General features: G+C 71.1%; 22 protein-coding genes. 14 read left to right on the plus strand and 8 right to left on the minus strand.

Annotated features, from left to right (window positions below):
- Positions 1-22 precede the first annotated feature (22 nt).
- From purD to yccS, 3 genes are all read left to right on the plus strand, one after another.
- Positions 23-1,312, plus strand: coding sequence for a phosphoribosylamine--glycine ligase (gene purD, locus NKJ47_RS19925; protein WP_254459449.1), 1,290 nt, complete (start codon positions 23-25; stop codon positions 1,310-1,312).
- Between the two features lie 548 nt (positions 1,313-1,860).
- A complete protein-coding gene (locus NKJ47_RS19930) occupies positions 1,861-2,538 on the plus strand; it encodes a uracil-DNA glycosylase family protein (RefSeq protein ID WP_254459450.1) in 678 nt (225 codons plus the stop codon).
- Positions 2,539-2,605: 67 nt separating this feature from the next.
- Positions 2,606-4,828: a YccS family putative transporter gene (gene yccS, locus NKJ47_RS19935; RefSeq protein WP_254459451.1), complete on the plus strand. Its 2,223-nt coding sequence runs from the start codon at positions 2,606-2,608 to the stop codon at positions 4,826-4,828.
- On the opposite strand, the gene NKJ47_RS19940 is transcribed toward yccS, so the two are convergent.
- Positions 4,773-5,984, minus strand: a complete 1,212-nt coding sequence (locus NKJ47_RS19940) for an MFS transporter (protein WP_429002462.1) — start codon at positions 5,982-5,984, stop codon at positions 4,773-4,775. The two genes, yccS and NKJ47_RS19940, sit on opposite strands and share 56 nt — an antisense overlap.
- 203 nt (positions 5,985-6,187) lie before the next feature.
- On the opposite strand from NKJ47_RS19940, the gene NKJ47_RS19945 reads away from it, so the two are divergent.
- From NKJ47_RS19945 to NKJ47_RS19980, 8 genes are all read left to right on the plus strand, one after another.
- The gene (locus NKJ47_RS19945; RefSeq protein ID WP_254459452.1) at positions 6,188-7,114 is read left to right on the plus strand and encodes a hypothetical protein; all 927 of its coding nucleotides are present in this window, start codon (positions 6,188-6,190) and stop codon (positions 7,112-7,114) included.
- Between the two features lie 55 nt (positions 7,115-7,169).
- Entirely contained in the window at positions 7,170-8,105 is a 936-nt protein-coding gene (locus NKJ47_RS19950; RefSeq protein ID WP_254459453.1) for a LysR family transcriptional regulator, read from the plus strand.
- A gap of 36 nt (positions 8,106-8,141) precedes the next feature.
- Positions 8,142-10,064 (plus strand): MFS transporter, encoded by a 1,923-nt coding sequence (locus NKJ47_RS19955; RefSeq protein WP_254459454.1) that lies wholly within the window; start codon positions 8,142-8,144, stop codon positions 10,062-10,064.
- A gap of 95 nt (positions 10,065-10,159) precedes the next feature.
- The gene (locus tag NKJ47_RS19960) at positions 10,160-10,459 is read left to right on the plus strand and encodes a CD225/dispanin family protein (RefSeq protein WP_254459455.1); all 300 of its coding nucleotides are present in this window, start codon (positions 10,160-10,162) and stop codon (positions 10,457-10,459) included.
- 49 nt (positions 10,460-10,508) lie between these two features.
- The gene (locus NKJ47_RS19965) at positions 10,509-10,790 is read left to right on the plus strand and encodes a CD225/dispanin family protein (protein ID WP_254459456.1); all 282 of its coding nucleotides are present in this window, start codon (positions 10,509-10,511) and stop codon (positions 10,788-10,790) included.
- A 58-nt stretch (positions 10,791-10,848) separates the two neighbouring features.
- Complete coding sequence (locus NKJ47_RS19970) at positions 10,849-11,271, plus strand: DUF2752 domain-containing protein (protein ID WP_254459457.1); 423 nt, start codon at positions 10,849-10,851, stop codon at positions 11,269-11,271.
- Between the two features lie 78 nt (positions 11,272-11,349).
- Positions 11,350-11,700: a CD225/dispanin family protein gene (locus NKJ47_RS19975; protein WP_254459458.1), complete on the plus strand. Its 351-nt coding sequence runs from the start codon at positions 11,350-11,352 to the stop codon at positions 11,698-11,700.
- Positions 11,701-11,705: 5 nt separating this feature from the next.
- Positions 11,706-12,113 carry a DUF2752 domain-containing protein gene (locus NKJ47_RS19980; RefSeq protein ID WP_254459459.1) on the plus strand — a complete coding sequence of 136 codons (408 nt, stop codon included), beginning with the start codon at positions 11,706-11,708 and terminating at the stop codon, positions 12,111-12,113.
- Positions 12,114-12,334: 221 nt separating this feature from the next.
- Here NKJ47_RS19980 and NKJ47_RS19985 read toward each other — a convergent pair whose 3' ends face one another.
- From NKJ47_RS19985 to NKJ47_RS20005, 5 genes are read right to left on the minus strand one after another with little or no spacing between them, the layout of a single operon-like run.
- A complete protein-coding gene (locus NKJ47_RS19985; protein WP_254459460.1) occupies positions 12,335-13,231 on the minus strand; it encodes a hypothetical protein in 897 nt (298 codons plus the stop codon).
- 52 nt (positions 13,232-13,283) lie between these two features.
- The gene (gene nudC, locus NKJ47_RS19990; protein WP_254459461.1) at positions 13,284-14,213 is read right to left on the minus strand and encodes an NAD(+) diphosphatase; all 930 of its coding nucleotides are present in this window, start codon (positions 14,211-14,213) and stop codon (positions 13,284-13,286) included.
- A 48-nt stretch (positions 14,214-14,261) separates the two neighbouring features.
- Positions 14,262-14,648 carry an iron-sulfur cluster insertion protein ErpA gene (gene erpA / locus NKJ47_RS19995; RefSeq protein WP_160966449.1) on the minus strand — a complete coding sequence of 129 codons (387 nt, stop codon included), beginning with the start codon at positions 14,646-14,648 and terminating at the stop codon, positions 14,262-14,264.
- A gap of 31 nt (positions 14,649-14,679) precedes the next feature.
- The gene (locus NKJ47_RS20000) at positions 14,680-15,132 is read right to left on the minus strand and encodes a bactofilin family protein (protein WP_254459462.1); all 453 of its coding nucleotides are present in this window, start codon (positions 15,130-15,132) and stop codon (positions 14,680-14,682) included.
- 7 nt (positions 15,133-15,139) lie between these two features.
- Positions 15,140-15,874, minus strand: coding sequence for a DUF6776 family protein (locus tag NKJ47_RS20005; RefSeq protein ID WP_254459463.1), 735 nt, complete (start codon positions 15,872-15,874; stop codon positions 15,140-15,142).
- Between the two features lie 193 nt (positions 15,875-16,067).
- On the opposite strand from NKJ47_RS20005, the gene NKJ47_RS20010 reads away from it, so the two are divergent.
- From NKJ47_RS20010 to NKJ47_RS20020, 3 genes are read left to right on the plus strand one after another with little or no spacing between them, the layout of a single operon-like run.
- Positions 16,068-16,691 (plus strand): DUF4126 domain-containing protein, encoded by a 624-nt coding sequence (locus NKJ47_RS20010; protein ID WP_254459464.1) that lies wholly within the window; start codon positions 16,068-16,070, stop codon positions 16,689-16,691.
- Positions 16,692-16,727: 36 nt separating this feature from the next.
- Positions 16,728-18,662, plus strand: coding sequence for an EAL domain-containing protein (locus NKJ47_RS20015; protein WP_254459465.1), 1,935 nt, complete (start codon positions 16,728-16,730; stop codon positions 18,660-18,662).
- A 2-nt stretch (positions 18,663-18,664) separates the two neighbouring features.
- Positions 18,665-21,364, plus strand: coding sequence for a hybrid sensor histidine kinase/response regulator (locus tag NKJ47_RS20020; RefSeq protein ID WP_254459466.1), 2,700 nt, complete (start codon positions 18,665-18,667; stop codon positions 21,362-21,364).
- Positions 21,365-21,652: 288 nt separating this feature from the next.
- Here the strand turns inward: NKJ47_RS20020 and bfr are convergent, their stop codons facing one another.
- Together bfr and NKJ47_RS20030 are read right to left on the minus strand one after the other, a co-directional pair.
- Complete coding sequence (bfr, locus tag NKJ47_RS20025) at positions 21,653-22,123, minus strand: bacterioferritin (RefSeq protein ID WP_160946133.1); 471 nt, start codon at positions 22,121-22,123, stop codon at positions 21,653-21,655.
- A 105-nt stretch (positions 22,124-22,228) separates the two neighbouring features.
- The gene (locus NKJ47_RS20030) at positions 22,229-22,438 is read right to left on the minus strand and encodes a (2Fe-2S)-binding protein (RefSeq protein WP_254461483.1); all 210 of its coding nucleotides are present in this window, start codon (positions 22,436-22,438) and stop codon (positions 22,229-22,231) included.
- Positions 22,439-22,517 lie beyond the last annotated feature (79 nt).

The following is a 22,517-nucleotide window of genomic DNA, read 5'->3' on the forward strand; positions in this document are numbered from 1 at the left end:
GAATCAACTGGGACCATCTTTAATGAAAATCCTCGTCATCGGCTCCGGCGGCCGCGAACACGCCCTGGCCTGGAAGCTGGCCCAGTCCCCGCGTGTCGACGAAGTGCTGGTGGCGCCCGGCAATGCCGGCACCGCCGGCGAGGCCAAGTGCCGCAACGTGCTGGTCAAGGTGAACGACCTCGACGGGCTGCTGGCGCTGGCCCAGGACGAAGGCGTGGCGCTGACCGTGGTCGGCCCGGAAGTGCCGCTGGTGCTGGGCGTGGTCGACCGCTTCCGCGCCGCCGGACTGCGCATCTTCGGCCCCAGCGCCGCCGCCGCGCAGTTGGAAGGCAGCAAGGCCTACGCCAAGGATTTCCTGCAGCGCCACGGCATTCCCACCGCGTTCTACGCCGTGCATACCGAGGTCGAGGCGGCGTTGGCCTATGTCCGCGACAAGGGCGCGCCGATCGTGGTCAAGGCCGACGGCCTGGCCGCCGGCAAGGGCGTGATCGTGGCGATGTCGCTGGACGAGGCCGAGGCCGCGGTGCGCGACATGCTCTCCGGCAACGCCTTCGGCGACGCCGGCGCGCGCGTGGTGATCGAGGAATTCCTCGACGGCGAGGAAGCCAGCTTCATCTCCATGGTCGACGGCCACAGCGCGCTGCCGATGGCCACCAGCCAGGACCACAAGCGCGTCGGCGACGGCGACACCGGCCCCAACACCGGCGGCATGGGCGCGTACTCGCCGGCGCCGGTGGTCACGCCCGAGGTGCACGCGCGGGTGATGCGCGAGGTGGTCGAGCCGACCGTTCGCGGCATGCGCGCCGACGGCGTGCCGTTCACCGGCTTCCTCTACGCCGGGCTGATGATCGACGCCAGCGGCGCGCCCAAGGTGATCGAGTTCAACGTGCGCTTCGGCGACCCGGAAACGCAGCCGGTGATGCTGCGCCTGCAGTCGGACCTGCTCGACCTGCTCGAGGCCGCGCTCGACGAGCGCCTGCACGCGACGCAGGCGCACTGGGATCCGCGTCCCTCGCTGGGCGTGGTGCTGGCCGCCGCGCCGTATCCGGAGACCCCGGTGACCGGCGAGCCGATCACCGGCCTGGACGCGGTGCCGGCCAACGCCAAGGTGTTCCATGCCGGCACCACGCTGGACGCGCAGGGCCGCGTGCTCAGCGCCGGCGGCCGCGTGCTGTGCGTGGCGGCGCTGGGCGACAGCGTGGCCGCGGCGCAGCGCCATGCGTACGCCGGCGTGGAGCGCATCCACTGGGCCAGCGAATTCCACCGCCACGACATCGGCTGGCGCGCGATCGCGCGCGAGCAGGGGGCATAGGCGGCGCAGGCGTGCGCATCGGCCTTCGCAGTCAGCACTGCGCGCAGTACAACCACGGGGGCACGTGACCCAATGTGGGAGCGGCTTCAGCCGCGACGGGTGAAGTCCAAAGCCGGCGGACAATCTCCCTCGTCGGGACTGAAGTCCCTCCCACAAGGACTCCCTGCCCACTCCTTGTGGAGGCGACTTCGGCCGCGACGAGTGAAACCCCAAGCCGGCTGACACCACCCGTCGTGAAGACTGAAGTCCCTCGCACAAGGACGCCCGACCAACTCCTTGTGGGAGCGGCTTCAGCCGCGACGAGTGAAGTCCAAAGCCAGCGGACAATCTCCCTCGTCGGGACTGAAGTCCCTCCCACAAGGACGCCCGACCAACTCCCTGTGGGAGCGGCTTCAGCCGCGACGAGTGAAGTCCAAAGCCAGCTGACAATCTCCCTCGTCGGGACTGAAGTCCCTCCCACAAGAGCACACCGATCCCACGTGGAAGCACGCACGCGGCCACCATCGCCGCTGCGCTAGCCTGGATCCCCACCGATTCGCGCACGCCCCATGGCTCTCTCCCCTGCCCTCCGCACCCGCTTCCGCGCGCTCGCCGCGCAGACCGACGGCATCGACACCGCGGTCTACGCCGCCTACGGCAAGGATCCGCTCGATCCCATCATCGGCCTCGGCCGCCGCGATGCGCGCATCTGCATCTTCGGCCGCGACCCGGGCCGCAGCGAGGTGGAACACGGCGAACCCTTCGTCGGCAGCGGCGGCCAGCTGGTGCGCAAGGCGCTGTACCGGCACCTGCACGGCGGGACGGAGATGCCCGATTTCGCCGCCGGGCTCGAGGCCGGCCGCGTCGCCTTCTGGCTCAACACCGTGCCGTACAAGCCGCTAGGCAACAAGGCCTGGTCGATGCCGGTGAAGCGGCGCTTCCATCCGCTGATGCGGCGCCTGCTGCTCGAACAGTGGCGCGGCCAGGCCATCCTCACCCTCGGCCGCGAGGCCTTCCTGTGGTTCGGCATCGAGCAGCCGCGCGAGGTGCGCGCGGCGCTGGACGCGTTCTGGGCACGCGAGGACCGCTTCCAGGCGCAGACCGAGGTCGAGCTGCGCAGCGAGGACGGCCGCCGTACTCGCCGCGTGACGCTGTCTCCGCTGCCGCATCCCTCGCCGCTCAACCAGACCTGGTACACGCGCTTCCCGGCGCTGCTGGACGCTCGCCTGCAACACCTGGAAGTCTGAGCGCGCTCGCGTAGACGGGCCCTCCGGAGGGGGATCGCATACAGCGACGGTGCGCTATCGTGTTGCAGTGCCGACCCCCTCGATCGAAACCCGCCTCAGCCGCCTTTGGGCCCACGAAAAGGCCAGCTACGGCCTGCGCGTGTTCATCGCCCTGGCGGTGGCGATGGGCGTGTGCTGGCACCAGCAGCAATTGGAGGCGGTGCCGGCGATCTTCCTGGGCACCATCGCCAGCGCCATCGCCGAGACCGACGACAACTGGCTGGGCCGGATCAAGTCGGTGCTGCTGTCGCTGCTGTGCTTCGCCGCCGCCGCGGCCGCGGTGGTGCTGCTGTTCCCGTACCCGTGGCCGTTCGCGGCCGGCCTGGCGCTGTCCACCTTCGCCCTGACCCTGCTCGGTGCGCTCGGCGAACGCTACGCCTCGATCGCCCAGGCCACCGTGGCGCTGGCGATCTACGCGATGATCGGCCTGGACCACGGCAACCAGGCCGGCCATGTCGGCGGCAGCGCCTGGCACGGCGTGGCCTTGTTGCTGCTCGGCGCCAGCTGGTACGGCGTGCTGTCGGTGCTGTGGACGATACTGTTCGCCAACCGGCCGGTGCGCGAGCGGCTGTCGCGGCTGTACCTGGAGCTGGGCCGCTACCTGCGGCTGAAGGCGGCGCTGTTCGAGCCGGTGCGGCAGAGCGACCTGCACGCGCGGCGGCTGGCGCTGGCCGAGCAGAACGCGCGGGTGGTGGCGGCGCTGAACGCGGCCAAGACCGCGATCATCAGCCGCTTCGGCCGCTCCGGCCGGCCCGGCGTGCAGTCGGGCCTGTACTTCCGCCTGTACTACATGGCGCAGGACTTCCACGAGCGCGCCAGTTCCTCGCACTACCCGTACGAGGCGCTGACCGACGCGTTCTTCCACAGCGACGTGCTGTACCGCTGCCAGCGCCTGCTGGCCCTGCAGGGCAAGGCCTGCGCGGCGCTGGGCGAGGCGATCCGGCTGCGCCAGCCGTTCGACTACGGCGAGCAGACCCAGCAGGCCACCACCGACCTGCGCGAGTCGCTGGATTTCCTGCACGCGCGCGCCGATCCACGGCAGGCGCGGCTGCTCGGCTCGCTGGAATTGCTGGTGACCAACCTGCACAGCATCGAGCGGCGCCTGGCCGAGGCCGCGCAGTCGGACGCCACCAGCGACACCCTCGACACCCGCCTGCGCGACTCCTCGCCGCACACCCTGCGCGAGATGCTGCGGCGCCTCGGCCAGCAGCTCACGCCCGGCTCGGTGCTGTTCCGGCACGGCCTGCGCATGGCGATCGCGCTGGTGGTGGGCTACGCCATCATGCGGTCGATCCACGCCAGCAACGGCTACTGGATCCTGCTGACCACCGCCTTCGTGTGCCGGCCCAACTACGGCGCCACCCGCCTGCGCCTGGCCCAGCGCATCGCCGGCACCCTGATCGGCCTGGGCGCGGCGTGGGCGCTGATGCAACTGTTCCCCAGCACCGAGCTGCAACTGCTGTTCGCCCTGCTCGGCACCCTGGTGTTCTTCGTCACCCGGACCGACCGCTACATGCTCGCCACCGCGGCGATCACGGTGATGGCGCTGTTCTGCTTCAACCTGATCGGCAACGGCTTCATGCTGATCTGGCCGCGCCTGCTCGACACCCTGATCGGCTGCGCGATCGCCGCCGCCGCCTCGTTCCTGATCCTGCCGGACTGGCAGGGCCGGCGCCTCAACCAGGTGCTGGCGATGGTGCTGTCCAGCAGCGCGCGCTACCTGGCGCAGGTGCTGGAACAGTACCGCAGCGGCATGCGCGACGACCTGCCCTACCGCATCGCCCGCCGCGACATGCACAACGCCGACGCCGCGCTGTCGGTGGCGCTGTCGAACATGCTGCGCGAGCCCGGCCGCTATCGCCGCAACCTGGATGCCGGGTTCCGCTTCCTGGCCCTGTCCAACACCTTGCTCGGCTACCTGTCGGCGCTGGGCGCGCACCGCGCCGCGCTGGCCGGCGAGACCGATCCGGACATCGCCCGCGCCGGCGAGTATCTGACCCAGGCGCTGGGCGCGCTGGCCGACGCGCTCAGCGAACGGCGCCCGCTGCCGGCCGCCGACGAGCCGGCCGAGATCGCGCTGGCCGAGGCGCTGGAACGCGAGGACGGCATCGACGAGGCCAAGCGCCGGCTGGTGCGCAACCAGCTCGCGCTGACCCTGCGCCTGCTGCCCAAGCTGCGCGCCGCCGCGCAGGCGGTCAGCGCCGCGCCGGCGCCGCCGGCGTCGGCGCATGCTGCCCCGGCCGCACGCTGATCCCCATCCACAGCAGCGCCGCTACCGCCAGCGCCGCGCCGCCGAGCGCCACCCCGCGCCAGCCGGCGTAGGCATAGGCCGCCGTGCCGAGGCTGGAGCCGACCGCGCCGCCGATGAAGTAGCAGGTGACGTAGGCCGAGGTGATGCGGTTGCGCGCGGCCGGATTCAGTTGGTAGATCACGCTCTGGTTGCCGATGTGCACGCCCTGCACCGCCACGTCCAGCAGCAGCACGCCGGCCAGCAGCAGCCACAGCGAGTGCGGCGCGCCGAGCAGCAGCAGCCACGACAGCAACAGCATCGCCAGGCCGCCCCAGCCGACCCAGTGGCCGGCGCCGCGGTCGGACAGCTTGCCGGAGAGGTTGGCGGCGAACGCGCCGGCCGCGCCGATCAGCCCGAACAGGCCGATGGTCGCGGTGCCGTAGCGGTAGTCCGGGCCGGACAGCAGGAATGCCAGCGTGGTCCAGAACATGCTGAAGCCGGCGAAGATCAGCCCGCCCAGCACCGCCCGCGCGCGCAGCACCGGTTCGTCGCGCAACAGCGCCAGCACCGAGCCGATCAGGTGCGGATAGGACAGCTGCGGATTGCCCGGGTGCCGCGGCAGGCCGCGCCACAGCAGCCCCGACACCAGCAGGATCAGCGCCGCCGCCGCCCAGTACACGGTATGCCAGCCGCCGACCCCGGCCAGCAGGCCGGACACCGTGCGCGCCAGCAGGATGCCCAGCAGCAGGCCGCTCATCACCGTGCCGATGACCCGGCCGCGCTCGTGCGGCGCGGCCAGGGTCGCGGCGAACGGCACCAGGATCTGCGCGGCCACCGAACTCAGGCCGGTGATCAGCGTGCCGACCAGCAGCAGCGCGAAGCTGTGGGCCATCGCACTGACCAGCAGACCGACCGCGCTGAGCGCGTACAGGCCGACGATCAGGCTGCGGCGCTCGAAGCGGTCGCCCAGCGGCACCAGCAACAACAGGCCGGCGGCATAGGCCAGCTGCGCGGTGGTGACCACCGCGCCGGCGTGGCGCACGTCGATGGCGAAGGTCTGCGCCAGCACTTCCAGCAGCGGTTGCGCGTAGTAGTTGCTGGCCACCGCCAGGCCGGTGGCGATGGCCATCAGCAGCACCAGGCCGCGGCGCATCGGCGAATGCGAGGTCGTTTCCATGGACAGGAACCGGATCGAGGAGAGGGAGCGCAGTCTGTGGCGATGGCAGCGATCTTTCCAACGCATTTTTTTCACCACATCCATCTGATTTTGAGATAGCTTGGCGACGGCATCGGGTCGCGCCGGCCATCGCGCCGGATCGCCGCGGCGGTGCCCCGCCACGTGCACACTGGCCATCACACGTCCGGGGGGAACGCGCCACCATGCTCAGCACCGACATCGCCGACGCGCTGCGCCAGCAAGGGTATGCCGTGGTCCGCGGCTTCCTGGCCGAAGGCGACATTCCCGACAGCCTGCTGCGCTTCCTGGAAGGCGCCGAGAAGTTCCACGACGGCGTGATCGGCGACCTGCCGGCGGCGGACATGCGCCGGATCCAGGCGCGCATCGCCGCCACGGTGCCGCCGGTCGCCGCGGCCATGAGCCTGGCGATCGCCCCCGACCGCTTCGGCTACTGCGCCATCCGCATCCGCGAAAGCCATGCCGCGCCGAGCCTGCGCCTGCCGTTCGACCAGCACCGCGATCCGAAGACCGCCCCGGGCGGCGCGCTCAACTGGCACCTGGACCACTTCAGCTACTTCCTGCACGGCGACCACCGCAACTACCTGATCTGCTACATGCCGGTGCTCAAGCCCGACGCCAGCCTGGCCAACGTGGCCATCGTCGCCGACGACGTGGTCGCGCGCCTGGATCCGCACCTGCACCGGCGCATCCAGGGCCGCGGCGCGCTGCGCTTCCGCTGCGTGGAGGCCGACACGCTGGACTGGTTCAAGCTGCGCTTTCCCGGCCAGGCCATCGCCATCGGCGACTGGTATGCGATCGAGGACCTGCACGACGCCAGCCCCGGTTGGAAGATCGGCGTCGACCTGGAGGCGCACAAGGTGGTGCCGCAGCTCGCGGTCGGCGACCTGCTGATCATGCGCGCCGACGTCATCCACCGCACCCACGATGCCGGCTGCGACCGCATTTCGGTGCGCTGCGACGTCCTGCCGGCGCGCGCGCACCGGCTCGATACGCTGCGCGGCCTGCTCGGCATGACCCTGCGCTACCCGTGGATGAGCCGCAAGCGCCGCTACAACATCCGCCTGTGGCTGCGCCAGCAATGGCGCAAGCGGTTGGAGCGGCAAACATGAGTCGCGCACCGCGACCGAGCGCACGGCGCGCCTGCGGCGCACTCCGCGCACCGCCATGCTGACCCTGCGCCAGCTCGAATTCGCCGTCGCCGTCGCCGAGGAAGGCAGCTTCACCGCAGCCGCGCGCCGCTGCCACACCGTGCAGTCGGCGCTGAGCCACCAGATCGCCAAGATCGAACAGGCACTGGGCGCGCGCCTGTTCGAGCGCGGTGCGCGGCGGGTGCGCGCCACCGCCGCCGGCGAGGTGTTCCTGCACAACGCGCGGGCCACCCTGCGCGCGGCCGAGCGCCTGCAGGAGGAGATGGCGCAGACCCTGGGCACGGTGCGCGGCCGCCTGCAGATCGGGCAGATTTCCTCGTTGAACGCGGTGCAGGTACCGGCGGTGCTGCGCCGCTTCCGCGAGGCGCACAGCGCGGTGGACGTGCACCTGCGCACCGGCATGAGCGATGCGCTGCTGCTGGAGCTGGGCGAAGGCCGGCTCGACGTGGCCCTGATCGGCGTCGGCCCGCACGTGGCGCTGCCGCCGCAGCACCTGCTGCTGCACGAGGAACCGCTGGCGCTAATCGCCGCGCCGGGCAACCGCTTCGCCGCGTGCCGCGAGGTCTCCCTGCGCGAGCTGGAGGACGCGCCGATGGCCGGGCTGATCCCCGGCGCCGGCGTGCGCGGCATCATCGACCGCGCCTTCGCCGACGCCGGCCTGCGCCAGCGCCTGCAGTACGAGGTCACCCATGCCGACCTGCAGCGGCAACTGGTGGCCGAGGACCTGGGCCTGGCGGTGGTGCCGCAGACCATGGCCGCGGGCATGCACGGCGTGGCGACGGTGGCGCTGCGCGAGCGCTTCCGCTTCCTGACTTACGCGGTGTGGCGGCCGGACCCGACCCCGGCCGCGCGCGCCTTCATCGCCCTGCTGCGCGCGCAGCACAAATCCCCGCACACCGCGGCGCGCGCCGCCGGAGCGGGCCGCCGCGCGCCGCGCCTGCGCGCGCGGTGAACCTGCTAGGCTGCGCGCGTTCGCAAAGGAGCCTGCATGTCCGCCCACAGCCAGTTCGCCCTGCTGCGGCAACGCCGCTTTCTGCCGTTCTTCGTGGTCCAGGCGCTGGGCGCGTTCAACGACAACGTGTACCGGCAGGCGATCATCGGCCTGCTGTTCTATCTCGGCGTCACCCCCGAACAGCGCACGCTGTACACCAACCTGGCGCCGGCGCTGTTCATCCTGCCGTACTTCCTGTTCTCCTCGCTGGCCGGGCAGATCGCCGAGAAGCTGGAGAAATCGCGGCTGGTGGTCATCACCACCACGATGGAGATCGCGATCATGTCGCTGGCCGCGGTCGGCTTCCTGACCGAGAACATGGCGGTGCTGCTGGTGGCGCTGTTCTGCACCGGCCTGCAGTCGACCCTGTTCGGGCCGGTGAAGTATTCGATCCTGCCGTCGGTGCTCAAGCCGGAGGAACTGACCGGCGGCAACGGCCTGGTCGAGATGGGCACTTCGATCTCGATCCTGTGCGGCATGATCCTGGGCGGGCTGATCTTCCAGATCGCCGGCAGCCACGGACCGGTGGCCGCGGCCACCGCGGTGGTGGCGCTGGCGGTCACCGGCAACCTGGTGGCGCGCTGCATTCCCAAGGTCGATGCCGGCGCGCCCGAGCTGAAGATCAATTGGAACCCGCTGCCCGAATCGCTGGCGATCATGCGCCTGACCCGGCGCCAGCTGGCGGTGCGCAACGCGGTGCTCGGCGTGTCCTGGTTCTGGTTCGTCGGCACCGTGCTCACCGCGCAGTTGCCGACCTACGCCGAACTCAACCTGGGCGGCGCGCAGGACCTGTACATCTTCGCCCTGGCGCTGTTCTCGATCGGCACCGGCACCGGCTCGCTGCTGTGCGAGAAGCTGTCCGGGCGTACCGTGGAAATCGGCCTGGTGCCGCTGGGCGCGTTCGGCATCAGCGCCTTCATGCTCGACCTGTACTTCGCCCGCCCCGGCGCCGCGCCGCACACCGGCCTGGACATCGGCCAGTTCGTGGGCCAGCCCGGCAGCTGGCGGATCATGCTCGACCTGGTCGGCATCGGCCTGTGCACCGGCCTGTTCGTGGTGCCGCTGTTCGCGCTGATCCAGAGCCGCACGCCGAAGGCGGAACTGTCGCGCGTCATCGCCGGGCTCAACATCCAGAACTCGCTGTTCATCGTGCTGGCGGCGATGATCGGCATCGCCCTGCAGATGCAGCAGCTGCACCTGTTCGGTGTGCGCATCCCGATGCCCGGGCTGAGCATCCCGCAGGTATTCCTGGCGCTGGCCATCGCCAATGCGCTGGTGGCGATCTGGATCTTCAGCATCGTCCCCGAATTCCTGATGCGCTTCCTCAGCTGGGTGATGGTGCGCACCCTGTACCGGCTGCGCCTGCACGGGATCGAACGCCATGTGCCCGAGGAGGGCGCGGCGCTGATCGTATGCAACCACGTCAGCTACATGGACGCGCTGGTGCTGGCCGCGGCGATTCCGCGGCCGGTGCGCTTCGTCATGTACTACCGCATCTTCAACATTCCGGTGATGCGCTGGATCTTCCGCACCGCCAAGGCGATCCCGATCGCCGGCGCGCGCGAGGATCCCGAGCTGATGCAGCGCGCGTTCGACGCCATCGACACCGCGCTGGCCGAGGGCGAACTGGTGTGCATCTTCCCCGAGGGCGCGCTGACCAAGGACGGCGAGATCGCCGCGTTCAAGTCCGGCGTGGAGAAGATCCTGGCGCGGCGCGCGGTGCCGGTGGTGCCGATGGCGCTGCGCAACATGTGGACCAGCATGTGGAGCAAGCGCGACTCGCGGCTGCGGCGCATGCGCCTGCCGCGGCGCTTTCGCGCCCACATCGAGGTGATCGCCGATACGCCGGTGGCCGGCGCCCAGGCCAGCGCCGAGACCCTGGAAGCGCAGGTGCGGCGGCTGCGCGGCGATGCCGCCTGAGTGCGCGCAGGTGCCGCGGGCGCGCACTTGGGGTAAATTAGCCTGAGGGGAGACGCCACAAGCGGTGGCGTCCATCACGAAGGACCGCACGCGCAGTGAATCACGTCGCACCACCACCAGCGCCCAACGCGACGGGCGTCTATGTGCCCAACAACCTGGTGTGGGCGATCCTGTCCACGCTGTTCTGCTGCCTGCCGCTAGGCATCGTCTCCATCGTCTACGCCTCGCAGGTGGATGGCCGCCGCGCCGCCGGCGACATCGCCGGTGCGCGCGAAGCCTCGCGCAAGGCCGGCCTGTGGGCAATGTGGTCGGCGTTCGCGCTGCCGGTCCTGATGGCGCTGTGGTTTTTGCTGTTCGGCGGCCTGGCCTTCCTCGGCAGCCTGACCAGCCACTAGCTAGCCTGGCGCCTTTCCCGTTTCACCACCCAACCACGGAGCAACACGGATGAATACCACCGCACCGCAAGTGTCCAGCAACCTCGTCTGGGCGATCCTGGCCACGCTGTTTTGCTGTCTGCCGCTGGGCATCGTGTCCATAGTCTACGCCTCGCAGGTCAACACCAAGCTCGCTGCGGGCGACGTGACCGGCGCGCGCGACTCGGCGGACAAGGCCAAGAAGTGGGCGATCTACTCGGCGATCACGGCCGTGGTGCTGATGGTGCTGTACATGATCTTCCTCTTCGCCCTGGGCGGCCTGGGCATGATGCAGCAGTCGTCCGTGTCCTGAGGACCACGGCCGCCGTCGCCTGCGACGGCGGCCGGTCACACGCGATCGCCTGCCTGCCATGTCCCTGCCGCGCCTGCAGTCCCTGCCCCGCTGGCTGCCGCTGGCCGCACTGAGCGGCGGCGCGGTGGTGGCCACTGTGGTGCTGCGCCGGGTCGATCCCAACGTCCCCGGCAATCCGCTGCCGGGGTGCCCGTTCCGCGCCCTCACCGGCCTGTACTGCCCCGGCTGCGGCAGTACCCGCTGCCTGCACGCGCTGGTGCATCTGGACCTGGCCCACGCCTGGGCCAGCAATCCCCTGCTGGTGGTGGCGCTGCCGCTGCTGGCGATCATGGCGCTCAACGCCGCCGGCCTGCGCCTGCGCCCGCTGGCGCCGCTGCTGAAGATCCTCGCCGACCCGCGGCTGTGGCTGTGGGTGCTGCTCGGCTATGCGCTGCTGCGCAACCTGCCCTGGTTTCCCTTCACCCTGCTCGCGCCGCACTGATCGCCTGCCGCATCCGCACGCGGCAACGACTCGTCTAGACTCACCGACTGTCGCGCGCCACCCTCCAGGAGATTCACCATGAGCACCGTCACCCCCGTCACGCCTCCGCCCGCCCCCGCCTCCGGCGTGCCCGGCCCGATCCCCAACCACCTGGCGTGGGCGATCATCTCCACGGTGCTCGGCTTCTGCCTGTGCTGCCCGGCGCTGATCACCGGCATCGTCGCCATCGTGTTCTCCAGCAAGGTCAACGGCCTGCTCAACCAGGGCGACCTGGAGGGCGCGCGCCGCGCCTCCAACACCGCCAAGACCTGGTGCTGGGTGACCACCGTGCTGGCCATCATCGGCCTGCTGATCAACGTGGTCATGTTCGCCACCGGCGGCATGCAGAGCTACATGGACTACATGCAGCAGATCCAGCACGCGAGCTGATCGGCATGCGCGCCTGGCAGCAGCGGGCGTGCCTGGGCGCCGCCGCCGCACTCGCGGCCGGCGGCGCCACGCTGTTGTACCATTTCGATCCCAATGCCGCGGACAACCCGTTCGCGCCGTGCATGTTCCATGCGCTCACCGGCTATTACTGCCCGGGCTGCGGCATGACCCGCGCCCTGCATGCGCTGGTGCACCTGGACCCGGTCGGCGCCTTCGCGATGAATCCCGGCGCGATGCTCGGCCTGGCGCTGCTGCCGGGCCTGGTCGCCTGGAAGGCCGGCTGGCGCGCGGCCTGGTTCGCACCGGTGATCAACGTGGTGTCGCGGCCGAACTTCTGGCTGGTCGCGCTGCCGGGCTACTGGATCGCGCGCAACCTGCCGTGGTTCCCGTTCACCCTGCTGGCGCCGCACTAGCCGGCCTGCCGCATCCGCCTCGTCGTGTCAGGTAGCAGGCTCGCGCCTTCCCACACGGCTGATGGGCGCCTCTAATCACTGCGGGACGCGTCCTGTAGCAGCGGCTGCAGCCGCGACGGACGTTCCCGGGCAAGCCCGTCGCGGCTGCAGCCGCTCCTACGCGACAATGTCGTGCGGGGAAGAAGTAGGTTACTAGAGGTGCCCCGATCTCGAGAGCGGCCTCAGCTGACCCAACCGGCGATCACCAGCAGCGCCAGCAGCACCAGCCACAGCAGCAGCACCCGCCAGACCTGGCTCATCGCATCGCGCAGTTCGGGCAGGCGCCGCAGCGCCGGCACCACCATGCCCGCGTCGCTGTAGTCGTGCGCTTCGGCATCGAGTTCGCCGCGCACGCTGGCGCAGGCCACCGGCCCGAGGAAGCCGGTGTCCAGCTGCCAACGCGTGCCGCCGGCGGCGCGCCAGGCGCCGAACACCGCCTCGAAATTGCCGACCAGGGCCAGCGAGAAGGTCATCAGGTGCGCGACCGGCCATTCCATTGCCGCCAGCAGCAGGCGCGCGCCGGCGGCGGTCGCCGGCGGCAGCCGCGACGCATACGGACCGACCGCGGCCAGCGCCAGCAGCCGGTAGCCCAGCGCACCGAACGGGCCCAGCAGCAGGAACCAGAACAGCACCGCGAACCAGCGCCGCAGCGCGCTGACCGCCACCGCCTCGACCAGCCCGGCCGGATCGGCGCGCAGCGGCCCGCCGTCGGCCTGCAGCTGCGCCACCGCCAGCTGCCGCGCCGCGGCATCGTCGGCGTCGATGATCGCCTCCACGTCGGCATCCAGGTCGCGCGGCCCCCAACTGAAGGCCAGCACCGCGATCCCGAACAGCAGGACCAGCAGGCCCAGGTGCGGCGCCGCCAGCAGCCACTGCAGCAGGCCGACCAGCAGCAGCGGCGGCAGCAGCGCCAGTGCGATGCCGTAGCGGCCACGCCAGGCGCTGCCCTCGCCGGCGTGCGTGTCCAGCCAGCTCAGCCAGTCGCCGAAGGCGTCGAAGCGGCGCAACGAGGCCACCATGCCGGGCGCGACATGGCCCAACACCAGGGCGACGATCACAGCGACGAGGGTCGTGAACATGCAGGTCCTCCGGGACCGTTCTGAAACGGATGCGCGCGATGCGCCGGCGCGGTCAGGCCGGCGCGCCGTGCCGGTACCAGTCCTCGATCAGGGCGCGGGCGATGGAGATGCGCGGCGGCAGGCGCAGGCCGTGGCCGTCGTCGGCGCTGTCGCCGTGCGCAGCCAGCCGCGCCAGCGCGGCGCCGACCTCCTCGCGCTCGAACCAGCGCGTGTCTTCCAGCTCGCCGTCCACCTGCGGGATGTCCGCCTCCGCCTGCGCGCGGAAGCCGAGCATCAGCGCGCCGGGAAACGGCCACGGCTGCGCGCCGTAGTAGCGGCAGCTGCCGGGCCGCACCCGCACCTGGGTTTCTTCGGCCACCTCGCGCGCCACCGTCTGTTCCAGTGATTCGCCCGGCTCGACGAAGCCGGCGATCACCGAGTAGCGCCGCGCCGGCCAGCTCGCCTGGCGCCCCAGCAGCAGGCGCCGGCCGTCGCTGACCGCGACGATCACCGCCGGATCCACCCGCGGATAGTGCTCGCTGGCGCATTGCGTGCAGACGCCGAGGAAACCGCCGCGCTGCAGCGCGATGGTGCCGCCGCACACGCCGCAGAAGCGGGTACGCGACTGCCAGTGCAGCATCGCGCGGGCGTAGGCGAACAGGCTCGCCTCCAACGCCGGCCACTCGGCGGCGGCGCGGCGCAGGTCGATGCGCTGCGGCGGCGCCGGCGCCTGCGGCAGCGCGTCGGCGGCCAGCGCGAACCAGGCCTGGCCGTGATCCAGGCCAAGGAAGACCGCCCGCTCCGCCAGCGCGCCCAGCGCGGCGCCGCTGGCGATCAACGGGCGTCCGTCGGCGTCGGCATGCGCATGGCCGTCGGCGTCCAGCACCAGCACCTGGGCCTGTTCCCAGGCCCGGCGCAGCGCGGCCGGATCGGTGCGCACGGCATCGGCACGGTCGATCGCGGGACCGGCGAAGGCGAAGGAGTCGGGCGTCGGATCGGACATGCGCCGCAGGGTGCAGGCAAACCGTGCGTCCCGCAAGCCGCAGCGTGTCTACACGCTGAAGCTGCTGCCGCACCCGCAGGTGGTCTTGGCGTTGGGATTGCGGATCACGAACTGCGCCCCGTGCAGGCCCTCGCTGTAGTCCACTTCCGCACCCATCAGGTACTGCAGGCTGAGCGGGTCGACCAGCAGGGTGACCTGGTCGGTCTGCACCGCCAGGTCGTCCTCGGCGCGGTTCTCGTCGAACTCGAAGCCGTACTGGAAGCCGGAACAGCCGCCGCCCTGGATGTAGACGCGCAGCGCCAGCGCGTCGTTGCCTTCCTCGCGGATCAGCTCGCGCACCTTGGCCGCGGCGGCCGCGGTGAAGTTCAACGGCCGCTCCAGCGACTGGTAGTCGGGCGTGGGCGCGGCGCCGGGCAGGGAAACGAGAGTGCTCATGCCAGCAGCATGGGGACGGCGGGCGGCCGAATCAAGCCTCGGCGGTGAGCGCGCGCGGCGGCTCGGCGTCGCCGGCGGCCTGCTCGCGGTGCGCTTCCGGCGGCGCCAGCGCGGCGAGGCTGCCGGCGTGGATCAGGCGCCCGGTCAGCTGCGCGCCGGCGTTCATCTCCACCACCTGGTAGTGCACGTTGCCCTGCACCCGCGCCTTCGGCGCCAGTTCCACCCGCTCGGCGGCGTGCACGTCGCCGATCAGCTGGCCGTTGATGATCACCACCGGCGCGCGCACCTCGCCCTCGATGCTGCCGTGCTCGGACAGGGTCAGCGTGGCCGGCGCGCCGTCCTCGGCCACGACCTTGCCGAGAATGCGCCCTTCCACGTAGAGCCCGCCGCTGAACACCAGGTCGCCACGGATCACCACCTGCGCGCCGATCAGCGTGTCGACCACGGTCTGGCCGCTGCTGCGGCTGTTCTTGTTCCCAAACATAGGCTGATTATTCCCCTTTGCCGTTACCGGCCAATGTCCAATCGAAGGTCTGGCTGACCGGCGTCCCGCCGCCGCTCAGTACCACCCGCACCCGTTGCGGCGTGAAGCCCTTGGGCAGGATCACGCTGCCATCCAGTTGCTGGAAGTAGCGGAACGAGTAGTCCTGCCCGGGCACACCGGTCTTCTGGTGCAGTTCGTCCCAGCCGACGCTGGTCAGCTTGCCGCCGCGCACGCCCTCCACGGTCAGGCGCAGCTGGCCCTGACTGATCGCCCCGCGGTTGAGGTTCTGGGTCAGCACCACGTTGTAGCGCCAGGTGCCGCCGGCCTCGGCGGAGAACTCCACCGAATGCACGCTCAAGCCCTTGCGCTGGCTGGTGGCGCCGACCAGGCGCTCGTAGAACGCCACGTCGGCCCGCAGCCCGGCGATCTCCTCGTCGCGCTCGGCCAGCGAACTCTGCACCTCGTTGTTGGCGGCGCGGCTGATCTGGTCGGAGCGGGCCAGGGTGGCCTGGCGCTGGTTGAGCGTCTCGATCTGGCGCTGCTGCGCCTGCAGGTTGCGTTCGGCATCGCGCAGCTGCGCGCTGACCGCACTGAGCCGCGGCGCGGCCTGGCGGCTGGCCAGCCACCAGGTCAGCGCCAGCGACAACAGCCACAGCCCGGCGAGCAGCAGCCACAGCCCGCGGCCACGACGGGGCGCGGCGCCATTGGGCACGATCTGGAAACGGGGAACGGGTCGGTTCATGCGTGCCACCGCGCCACCGAGGCGGCGCCGGCGTCGATCCTCGCGGGTCGGCTTGCTGGAACGCCCTAGTGTAAGCCACCCTCCTGAGCGGTGCCGGACTGCACGGCATCCCACGCCCCACGCCGCGGGCTGGCCTTCGTGGCGGGCTTGGCCGATAGTGGCCGGCATCCGTGCAGTTGCAGGAGCGCCTGCCATGACCGACGCCCATCTCTTCGTAATCGGCATCCTGCTGGCCTGGCTGGCCGGCATCCGCGTCTACCTGACCGTGTTCGGTGTCGGCCTGGCCGGCCTGCTCGGCTGGCTGGACCTGCCGCCGGCGCTGCAGGCCACGCAGTCGTGGTGGGTGCTCGGCACCTCCGGCGCGCTGGCGCTGGCGGAGTTCTTCGCCGACAAGATCCCCGGCGTGGACTCGGTCTGGGACCTGCTGCAGACCCTGACCCGGATTCCGGCCGGCGCCTTCCTGGCCGCGGCCACGCTCTCGCCCGACGGCCAGCTCGGCGCCGGCGCGCTGGCCACCGGCGCCGGCGTGGCGCTGACCAGCCATGTGCTCAAGGCCGGCACCCGCGCCCTGCTCAACACCTCGCCGGAACCGGCCAGCAACTGGATCGCCTCGCTGGCCGAGGATTCGGTGGTGATCGCCGCGCTGGCCCTGGCCCTGGCGCACCCATGGTTGGCGCTGGCCGTGGTGCTGGCGGCGAGCGTGCTCGGCGCGCTGCTGGTGTGGTGGACCTGGCGCCTGCTGTGGCGCGGCATGCGCCGCCTGCTGGCGCCGGCTCCGACCGCCGCGGCGCAAGGCACGCAGCCTTCGCGAACTTGATCGCATAATTTGGACGCGCACCAGGAACCAGACGCGATGCCCGCCAACGACGCCGCTCCGCTTTCCCATCGCGAGGACCCGCGCGCGCGCCATGTCCGCGCCGAGACCCCGCCGCCGCACTACTGGCGCCGCTGGGTCGGCGACGCGGAGCGCGCGGTGCCCGCCGAGGTCGACTCCGATGACCGCGCGGCCGATCCCGTGCCCGCCGAATCCACGGCAGCCGCCACGCCGCTGGCCAGCACCGACCACGACGACGGCCCGGCCGACGCCAGCGCGGCCGCCTTCGTGGTCGCCGACGCCGGCTCCGATCCTGCCGCGCAGGCCGCGGCCGCGCCCTACCGCGTGCTGATCGTCGAGGACGATCGTGCGCAGGCGCTGTTCGCGCAGAGCGTGCTGCACGGCGCCGGCATGCATGCGCTGGTGCAGATGCAGGCCGAAGGCGTGCAGCAGGCCATCGTCGACTACCGGCCGGACCTGATCCTGATGGACCTGCACATGCCGGGACTGGACGGCATGCGCCTGACCACGCTGATCCGCCAGCAGCCGCAGCACCAGTTGCTGCCGATCGTGTTCCTGTCCGGCGACGCGGATCCGGAACTGGAATACGAAGTGCTCGACAGCGGCGCCGACGATTTCCTGACCAAGCCGATCCGGCCGCGGCACCTGATCGCCGCGGTCTCCAACCGCATCCGCCGCGCCCGCCAGCAGGCGCAGCAGGGCCACGCCGAGGCGGTGCCGCTGAACAATCCCGAGACCGGCCTGCCGACCCGCGCCCATCTGCTGCAGCTGCTGGACACGGCGCTGCGCACGCACCGCCGCGGCAGCCTGTACTTCATCGAGATCGCCAGCGCGCTCGGCCTGCGCGAACGCTACGGCTACGCCGCGTTCGAGCGGCTGATGGCGCAGGCCGGGCGCCGCCTGGCCGGCATCACCGCGTCGCAGCCGCTGGCGCGGCTCAACGACAATAGCTTCCTGCTGCTGGCCGAGGACCGCGATGCCGACGCGCAGCGGCAACGCGCGCAGGGCCTGCGCGACACCCTGTCCGGCCACGCCTTCCCGCTGCGCGAGGACGAGGCGCTGCACCTGCGCTGCGCGATCGGCTATGCCGACTTCGGCCATGGCTTCGAGGATGCCGGCAGCGCCCTGGAAGCGGTCGAACGCACCGCGCTGCAGGCGCGGCTGCAGCCGCAGGGCATCGCCGCCTACGTGCCGCCGCGCGTAGAGGAGGACCTGCAGCGCATCGCGATGCTGGAAGGGCAACTGGAACCGGCCTACCAGCCGATCGTCGCCGTCGCCGGCGGCGACATCGCCCAGTACCAGGTACTGCTGCGCCTGCGCCAGCGCGACGGCAGCCTGCTCTCGGCCGGCCAGGTGCTGCCGGCCGCCGAGGCCATCGGACGCATCGCCGACCTCGACCAGCAGGTGCTGGACCACGCGCTGGGCCTGCTGCATCTGTACCAGCACGCCACCCCGCCGCTGCGCCTGTTCGTCTCGCAGTCCTCGCGCACGCTGGCGCGCACCGCCTTCGCCGAATGGCTGATCGACACCATCGGCCGCCGCGGCGTCACCGGCACCTCGCTGGTGATCGACCTGCGCCTGGACGATGCGTTGGTCCATACCGCCACGCTGCAGCAGTTCTGCGCGCGGCTGATGCCGCTGGGCGTGCAGTTCTGCATCAGCCAGTTCGAACCGGGCGCCGAGGCCGAAGCGCTGCTCGCGCATTTGCCGCTGGGCTATCTGCGCCTGTCGGCGCGCTTCGCCGGCGCGCATGCCGATCCCGATCTGCGCGACCAGTTGCGCGCCACCATCGATCTGGCGCACCGCGCCGGCCTGCTGATCATCGGCCAGCAGATCGAACAGGCGCAGGCGGCGGCCGCGATGTGGATGGGCGGGGTCGACTTCATCCAGGGCAACCTGGTGCAGTCGGTCGGCGACCAGCTGAACTTCGACTTCCAGAACGCGGTGCTCTAGCCATGTCCGTCCGTCGACGCCGGCCCGTTCCGCGGCCGGCGGCGTTCGCCGCGGCACTCGCCGTCGCCGGCACCCTGCTGGCGCTGCCGCCGCTGGCGCTGCTCTTGCCGCCGCCGTGGAACTGGCTGGCGCCGCTGTGCATGGCCGCTGCCGCCGCGCTGGCCACCCTCGCCGGCTGCCGCGCGCGGCAGCAGATCGAACGCCTGGATGCGGCGCTGGCGCGCGCGGCGCTGGCCGAGTCCGAACGCAACGCGCTGCAGCACGACGTGCACGCGCGCGAACGGCTGGAACAGGAGTTGCTGCAGGCCAAGCAGGCCGCCGAGGCCGCGGTACTGGCCAAGGGCGAGTTCCTGGCGACGATGAGCCACGAGATCCGCACCCCGCTCAACGGCATCATCCCGATGCTGGAGCTGATCGGGCGCGGCCCGCTCGGCCTGGACCAGCGCGAGATGCTGCGCGCGGCCAGCACGTCCTCGCTGCAGTTGTTGCGCATCGTCGACGACATCCTCGACTACTCCAAGCTGGAAGCGAACCGGCTGGAGCTGGAGATCACCACCTTCAACCTGCGCGAACTGCTCGACGGCGTGCTGGAGCTGATGCAGCGCGCGGCCGAGGCCAAGGGCCTGCGCATGGCGCTGCAGCTGGACCCGGCGGTACGCCTGCCGGTGCGCGGCGATCCGGTGCGCCTGCGCCAGGTGCTGAGCAACCTGCTCGGCAACGCGGTCAAGTTCACCGCGCGCGGCGGCATCGACCTGAGCGTGCGCCGGCTCGGCGAGACCCCGGCGCAGCACCTGCTGCGCTTCGAAGTACGCGATACCGGCATCGGCATCAGCGCCGAGCGCCAGGAACACCTGTTCCAGGCGTTCACGCAAGCCGACGCTTCCACCACCCGCCTGTACGGCGGCACCGGGCTGGGCCTGACCATCTGCAAGCGCATCGTCGAACTGATGGGCGGCCGCATCGGCCTCGCGTCGCGGCAGGGCCAGGGCGCCACGTTCTGGTTCGAGATCCCGCTGCTGAAGGTGATCGGCGACCTGCGACAGACCCCGGGCGGCCTGCCGCAGCTGCATGCGCTGCTGGTCGGCGCCGACCCGCGCCTGCAGCGGCGCCTGGGCGTGCTGCTGCCGAACTGGGGCGTGCAGATGAGCAAGGTCGATTCGACCCAGGAGGCGCTGGAACGGCTGCGCGGCAGCAGCAACGGCAGCAGCGTGCACCCGACCTACGACCTGGTGATCGGCGACCTGGACGGCCTGCGCCAGAGCGCGCGCGCCCTGCAGCGTGCGGTGGCGCGGCTGCCGGCGCCGCAGACCACGCGGCTGATCTGGCTGTACGGCGAAGCGGACATTCCCGAGGAAATCCGCGCGCATGGCGCGCTGCTCCCGCGGCAGGCCGCCGACATCGACCTGCGCAGCATGCTGGCCTTGGCGCCGGCGACCCCGAGCCTGGCCAGCGAGGCCGCTGGCGACGGCATCGACAACGCGGAGGAGATCTACCACGACGCCTTCGCACTGGACGCCGTGGCTCCCCCCGCGCCGATCCGCACCGCGGACGCGGCGACCGCCGTGGCCGACGTCCCACCGCCGCGCAGCGGCTATCGGCTGCTGCTGGTCGAGGACAATCCGGTCAACCTGATGGTGGCGCGGCGGTTGCTGGAATCGCTCGGCCACCACGCCGACAGCGCCGAGGACGGCGCCGCGGCGCTGGCGCAGCTGCAGCAACAGCCGTACGACCTGGTGATGATGGATTGCCAGATGCCGGTGCTGGACGGCTACGCCGCCACGCGGCAGTGGCGCCAGCGCGAGGCCGAGGCGGCCCGCCCACGCCTGCCGATCGTGGCGATGACCGCCAACGCGATGGCCGGCGACCGCCAGCGCTGCCTCGATGCCGGCATGGACGATTACCTGTCCAAGCCGATCGACCGCGCGCGGCTGGAGGCCTGCCTGCAACGCTGGCTGCCGCCGCAGCCGGCGGCCCTGCCGGCCAGCGCGGCGGTCGCACCCGCGGCGTTCGCGCATCCGGCGGCGGACGCGGCGACGGCCATCGCACACGGACCGACGGTGGACGCGTTCGCCCACGCGGCGCACGTCGAACCGCAGGCCACCCACTACGCCGACCTGCACACTCCGGACGACACCGCAGCCGCCGCGTCGTCCAGCGCCCCCACACCCTCGACCGCCTCGATGCCATCGCCCGATCACGACGCACGCCAAGCCCCACCCGCAGCGCCCGCCCTGGAGCAGAGCGTCGCATCGCCCGGCGCCACCGCGACGTCGACCACGGCGCTCGCCTCGCCAGAGGCAGACGATCTGGAGCCTTCATCGACAGTGCCGGCGCCGGTGTTGGACATCGCGGTGCTGGACGAACTGCGCGAGTTCATCGGCGCGGCCAGCGTGATCCAGATCGTCGAGTTGTTTCTGGCCGATGCGCCGCTGTTGCTCCAGCGCCTGGAGCAGGCCGCGGCCACGGCGCAGACCGACGAGATACGCGAGGCCGCGCACACCCTGAAGTCTTCGGCCGCCAACCTCGGCGCGCTGGCGTTGTCGACGGCGGCCTTGCGCATCGAGTCGGACGTGCGCAGCGGCACCCTGGACCATCCCGTGGTCGCGGTGGCCCTGGTGATCGCCGAGTTCGCGCGCGCGCGCCTGGCGCTGAACGGCTACCGCGCCAGCGTGCGCGATGCCGCCGAACACAGCGCGCCCTGAGGCGTTCTGGGATTCGATGGCGCCACGCCCATGCGTTCGCGGCCCATCCCGCCAAGGACGGCGCTCACCTGGCGCGACGCGCACGACTCCGTTCGCTCGCTTGCCCGCACACGAACCGCTCTTGTTTTCCTTCGGAATCCGCGGCGACCTTTCATTGCCACGCGTCGCGGCTGAAGCCGCTCCTGCACGAACACGGCCAGAGCCGACGCATCGCCTGGCGTGCAGCAACGAACACGCCCTATCGCGGCGCCCGCACAGGCCAGCGCCGCGGTGCCCTGCGCCGACGGTTCAGTCGTCGAGCTTGGTCAGCAGGTAGTTCGGCTCGCCGATGCGCTCGATCAGGTCGAGCTGGGTTTCCAGCCAGTCGATGTGCTCTTCCTCCGACTCCAGGATGTCGGCCAGCAACTGGCGGCTGACGTAGTCCTGGATCGACTCGGCGTAGGCGATGCCGTCGCGCAGGGTGACGGTGCCCTCCCGCTCCAGCGCCAGGTCGCACTCGAGGATTTCCTTCGGGTTCTCGCCGATGCGCAGCTTGCCCAGCGCCTGGAAGTTGGGAAGCCCCTCGAGGAACAGGATGCGGTCCGCCAGCTTGTCGGCGTGCTTCATCTCGTCGATGGATTCCTTGTACTCATGCTCGGCCAGTTCCTTCAGGCCCCAGTTCTTCAGCATCTTGGCGTGCAGGAAGTACTGGTTGATCGCGGTCAGCTCGTTGTAGAGGACCTTGTTGAGGAACTCGATGACTTTGCTGTCGCCCTTCATGGTGTCGCTCGCGTAGATCCGGAAAGCGCAGACTCTAGCGAATCGCGGCGCGGCGTGAAGGAACGCGAATCGTGATCATCCCGCGCCGCAGCGCGGCGGACGGACTCAGGCGGCGCGGGCCAGGCCGCCCAGCACCGGCAACGGCAGTTCGCGGCTCAGCGCGCGCTCCAGCACCTCGCCGGCCATGTCCAGGCAGGAGCCGCAGGTGGCGCCGCAGCCGGTGCGCATCGTCAGCTCGGACACGCTGCGGCAGCCGGCTTCGACGGCTTCGCGGATCTGGCGATCGGTGACCCCATTGCAGATGCAGACGTACACGGCGGGCTTGGCGGCGGACGGCGCGGACTGCGCCTGGCGCCCATTCAAGCCAAAGTGAGAATGGTTGTCAATTCCGCCT

It is taken from the genome of Xanthomonas sacchari (assembly GCF_024266585.1).
Classification (GTDB): Bacteria; Pseudomonadota; Gammaproteobacteria; order Xanthomonadales; family Xanthomonadaceae; genus Xanthomonas_A; species Xanthomonas_A sacchari_C.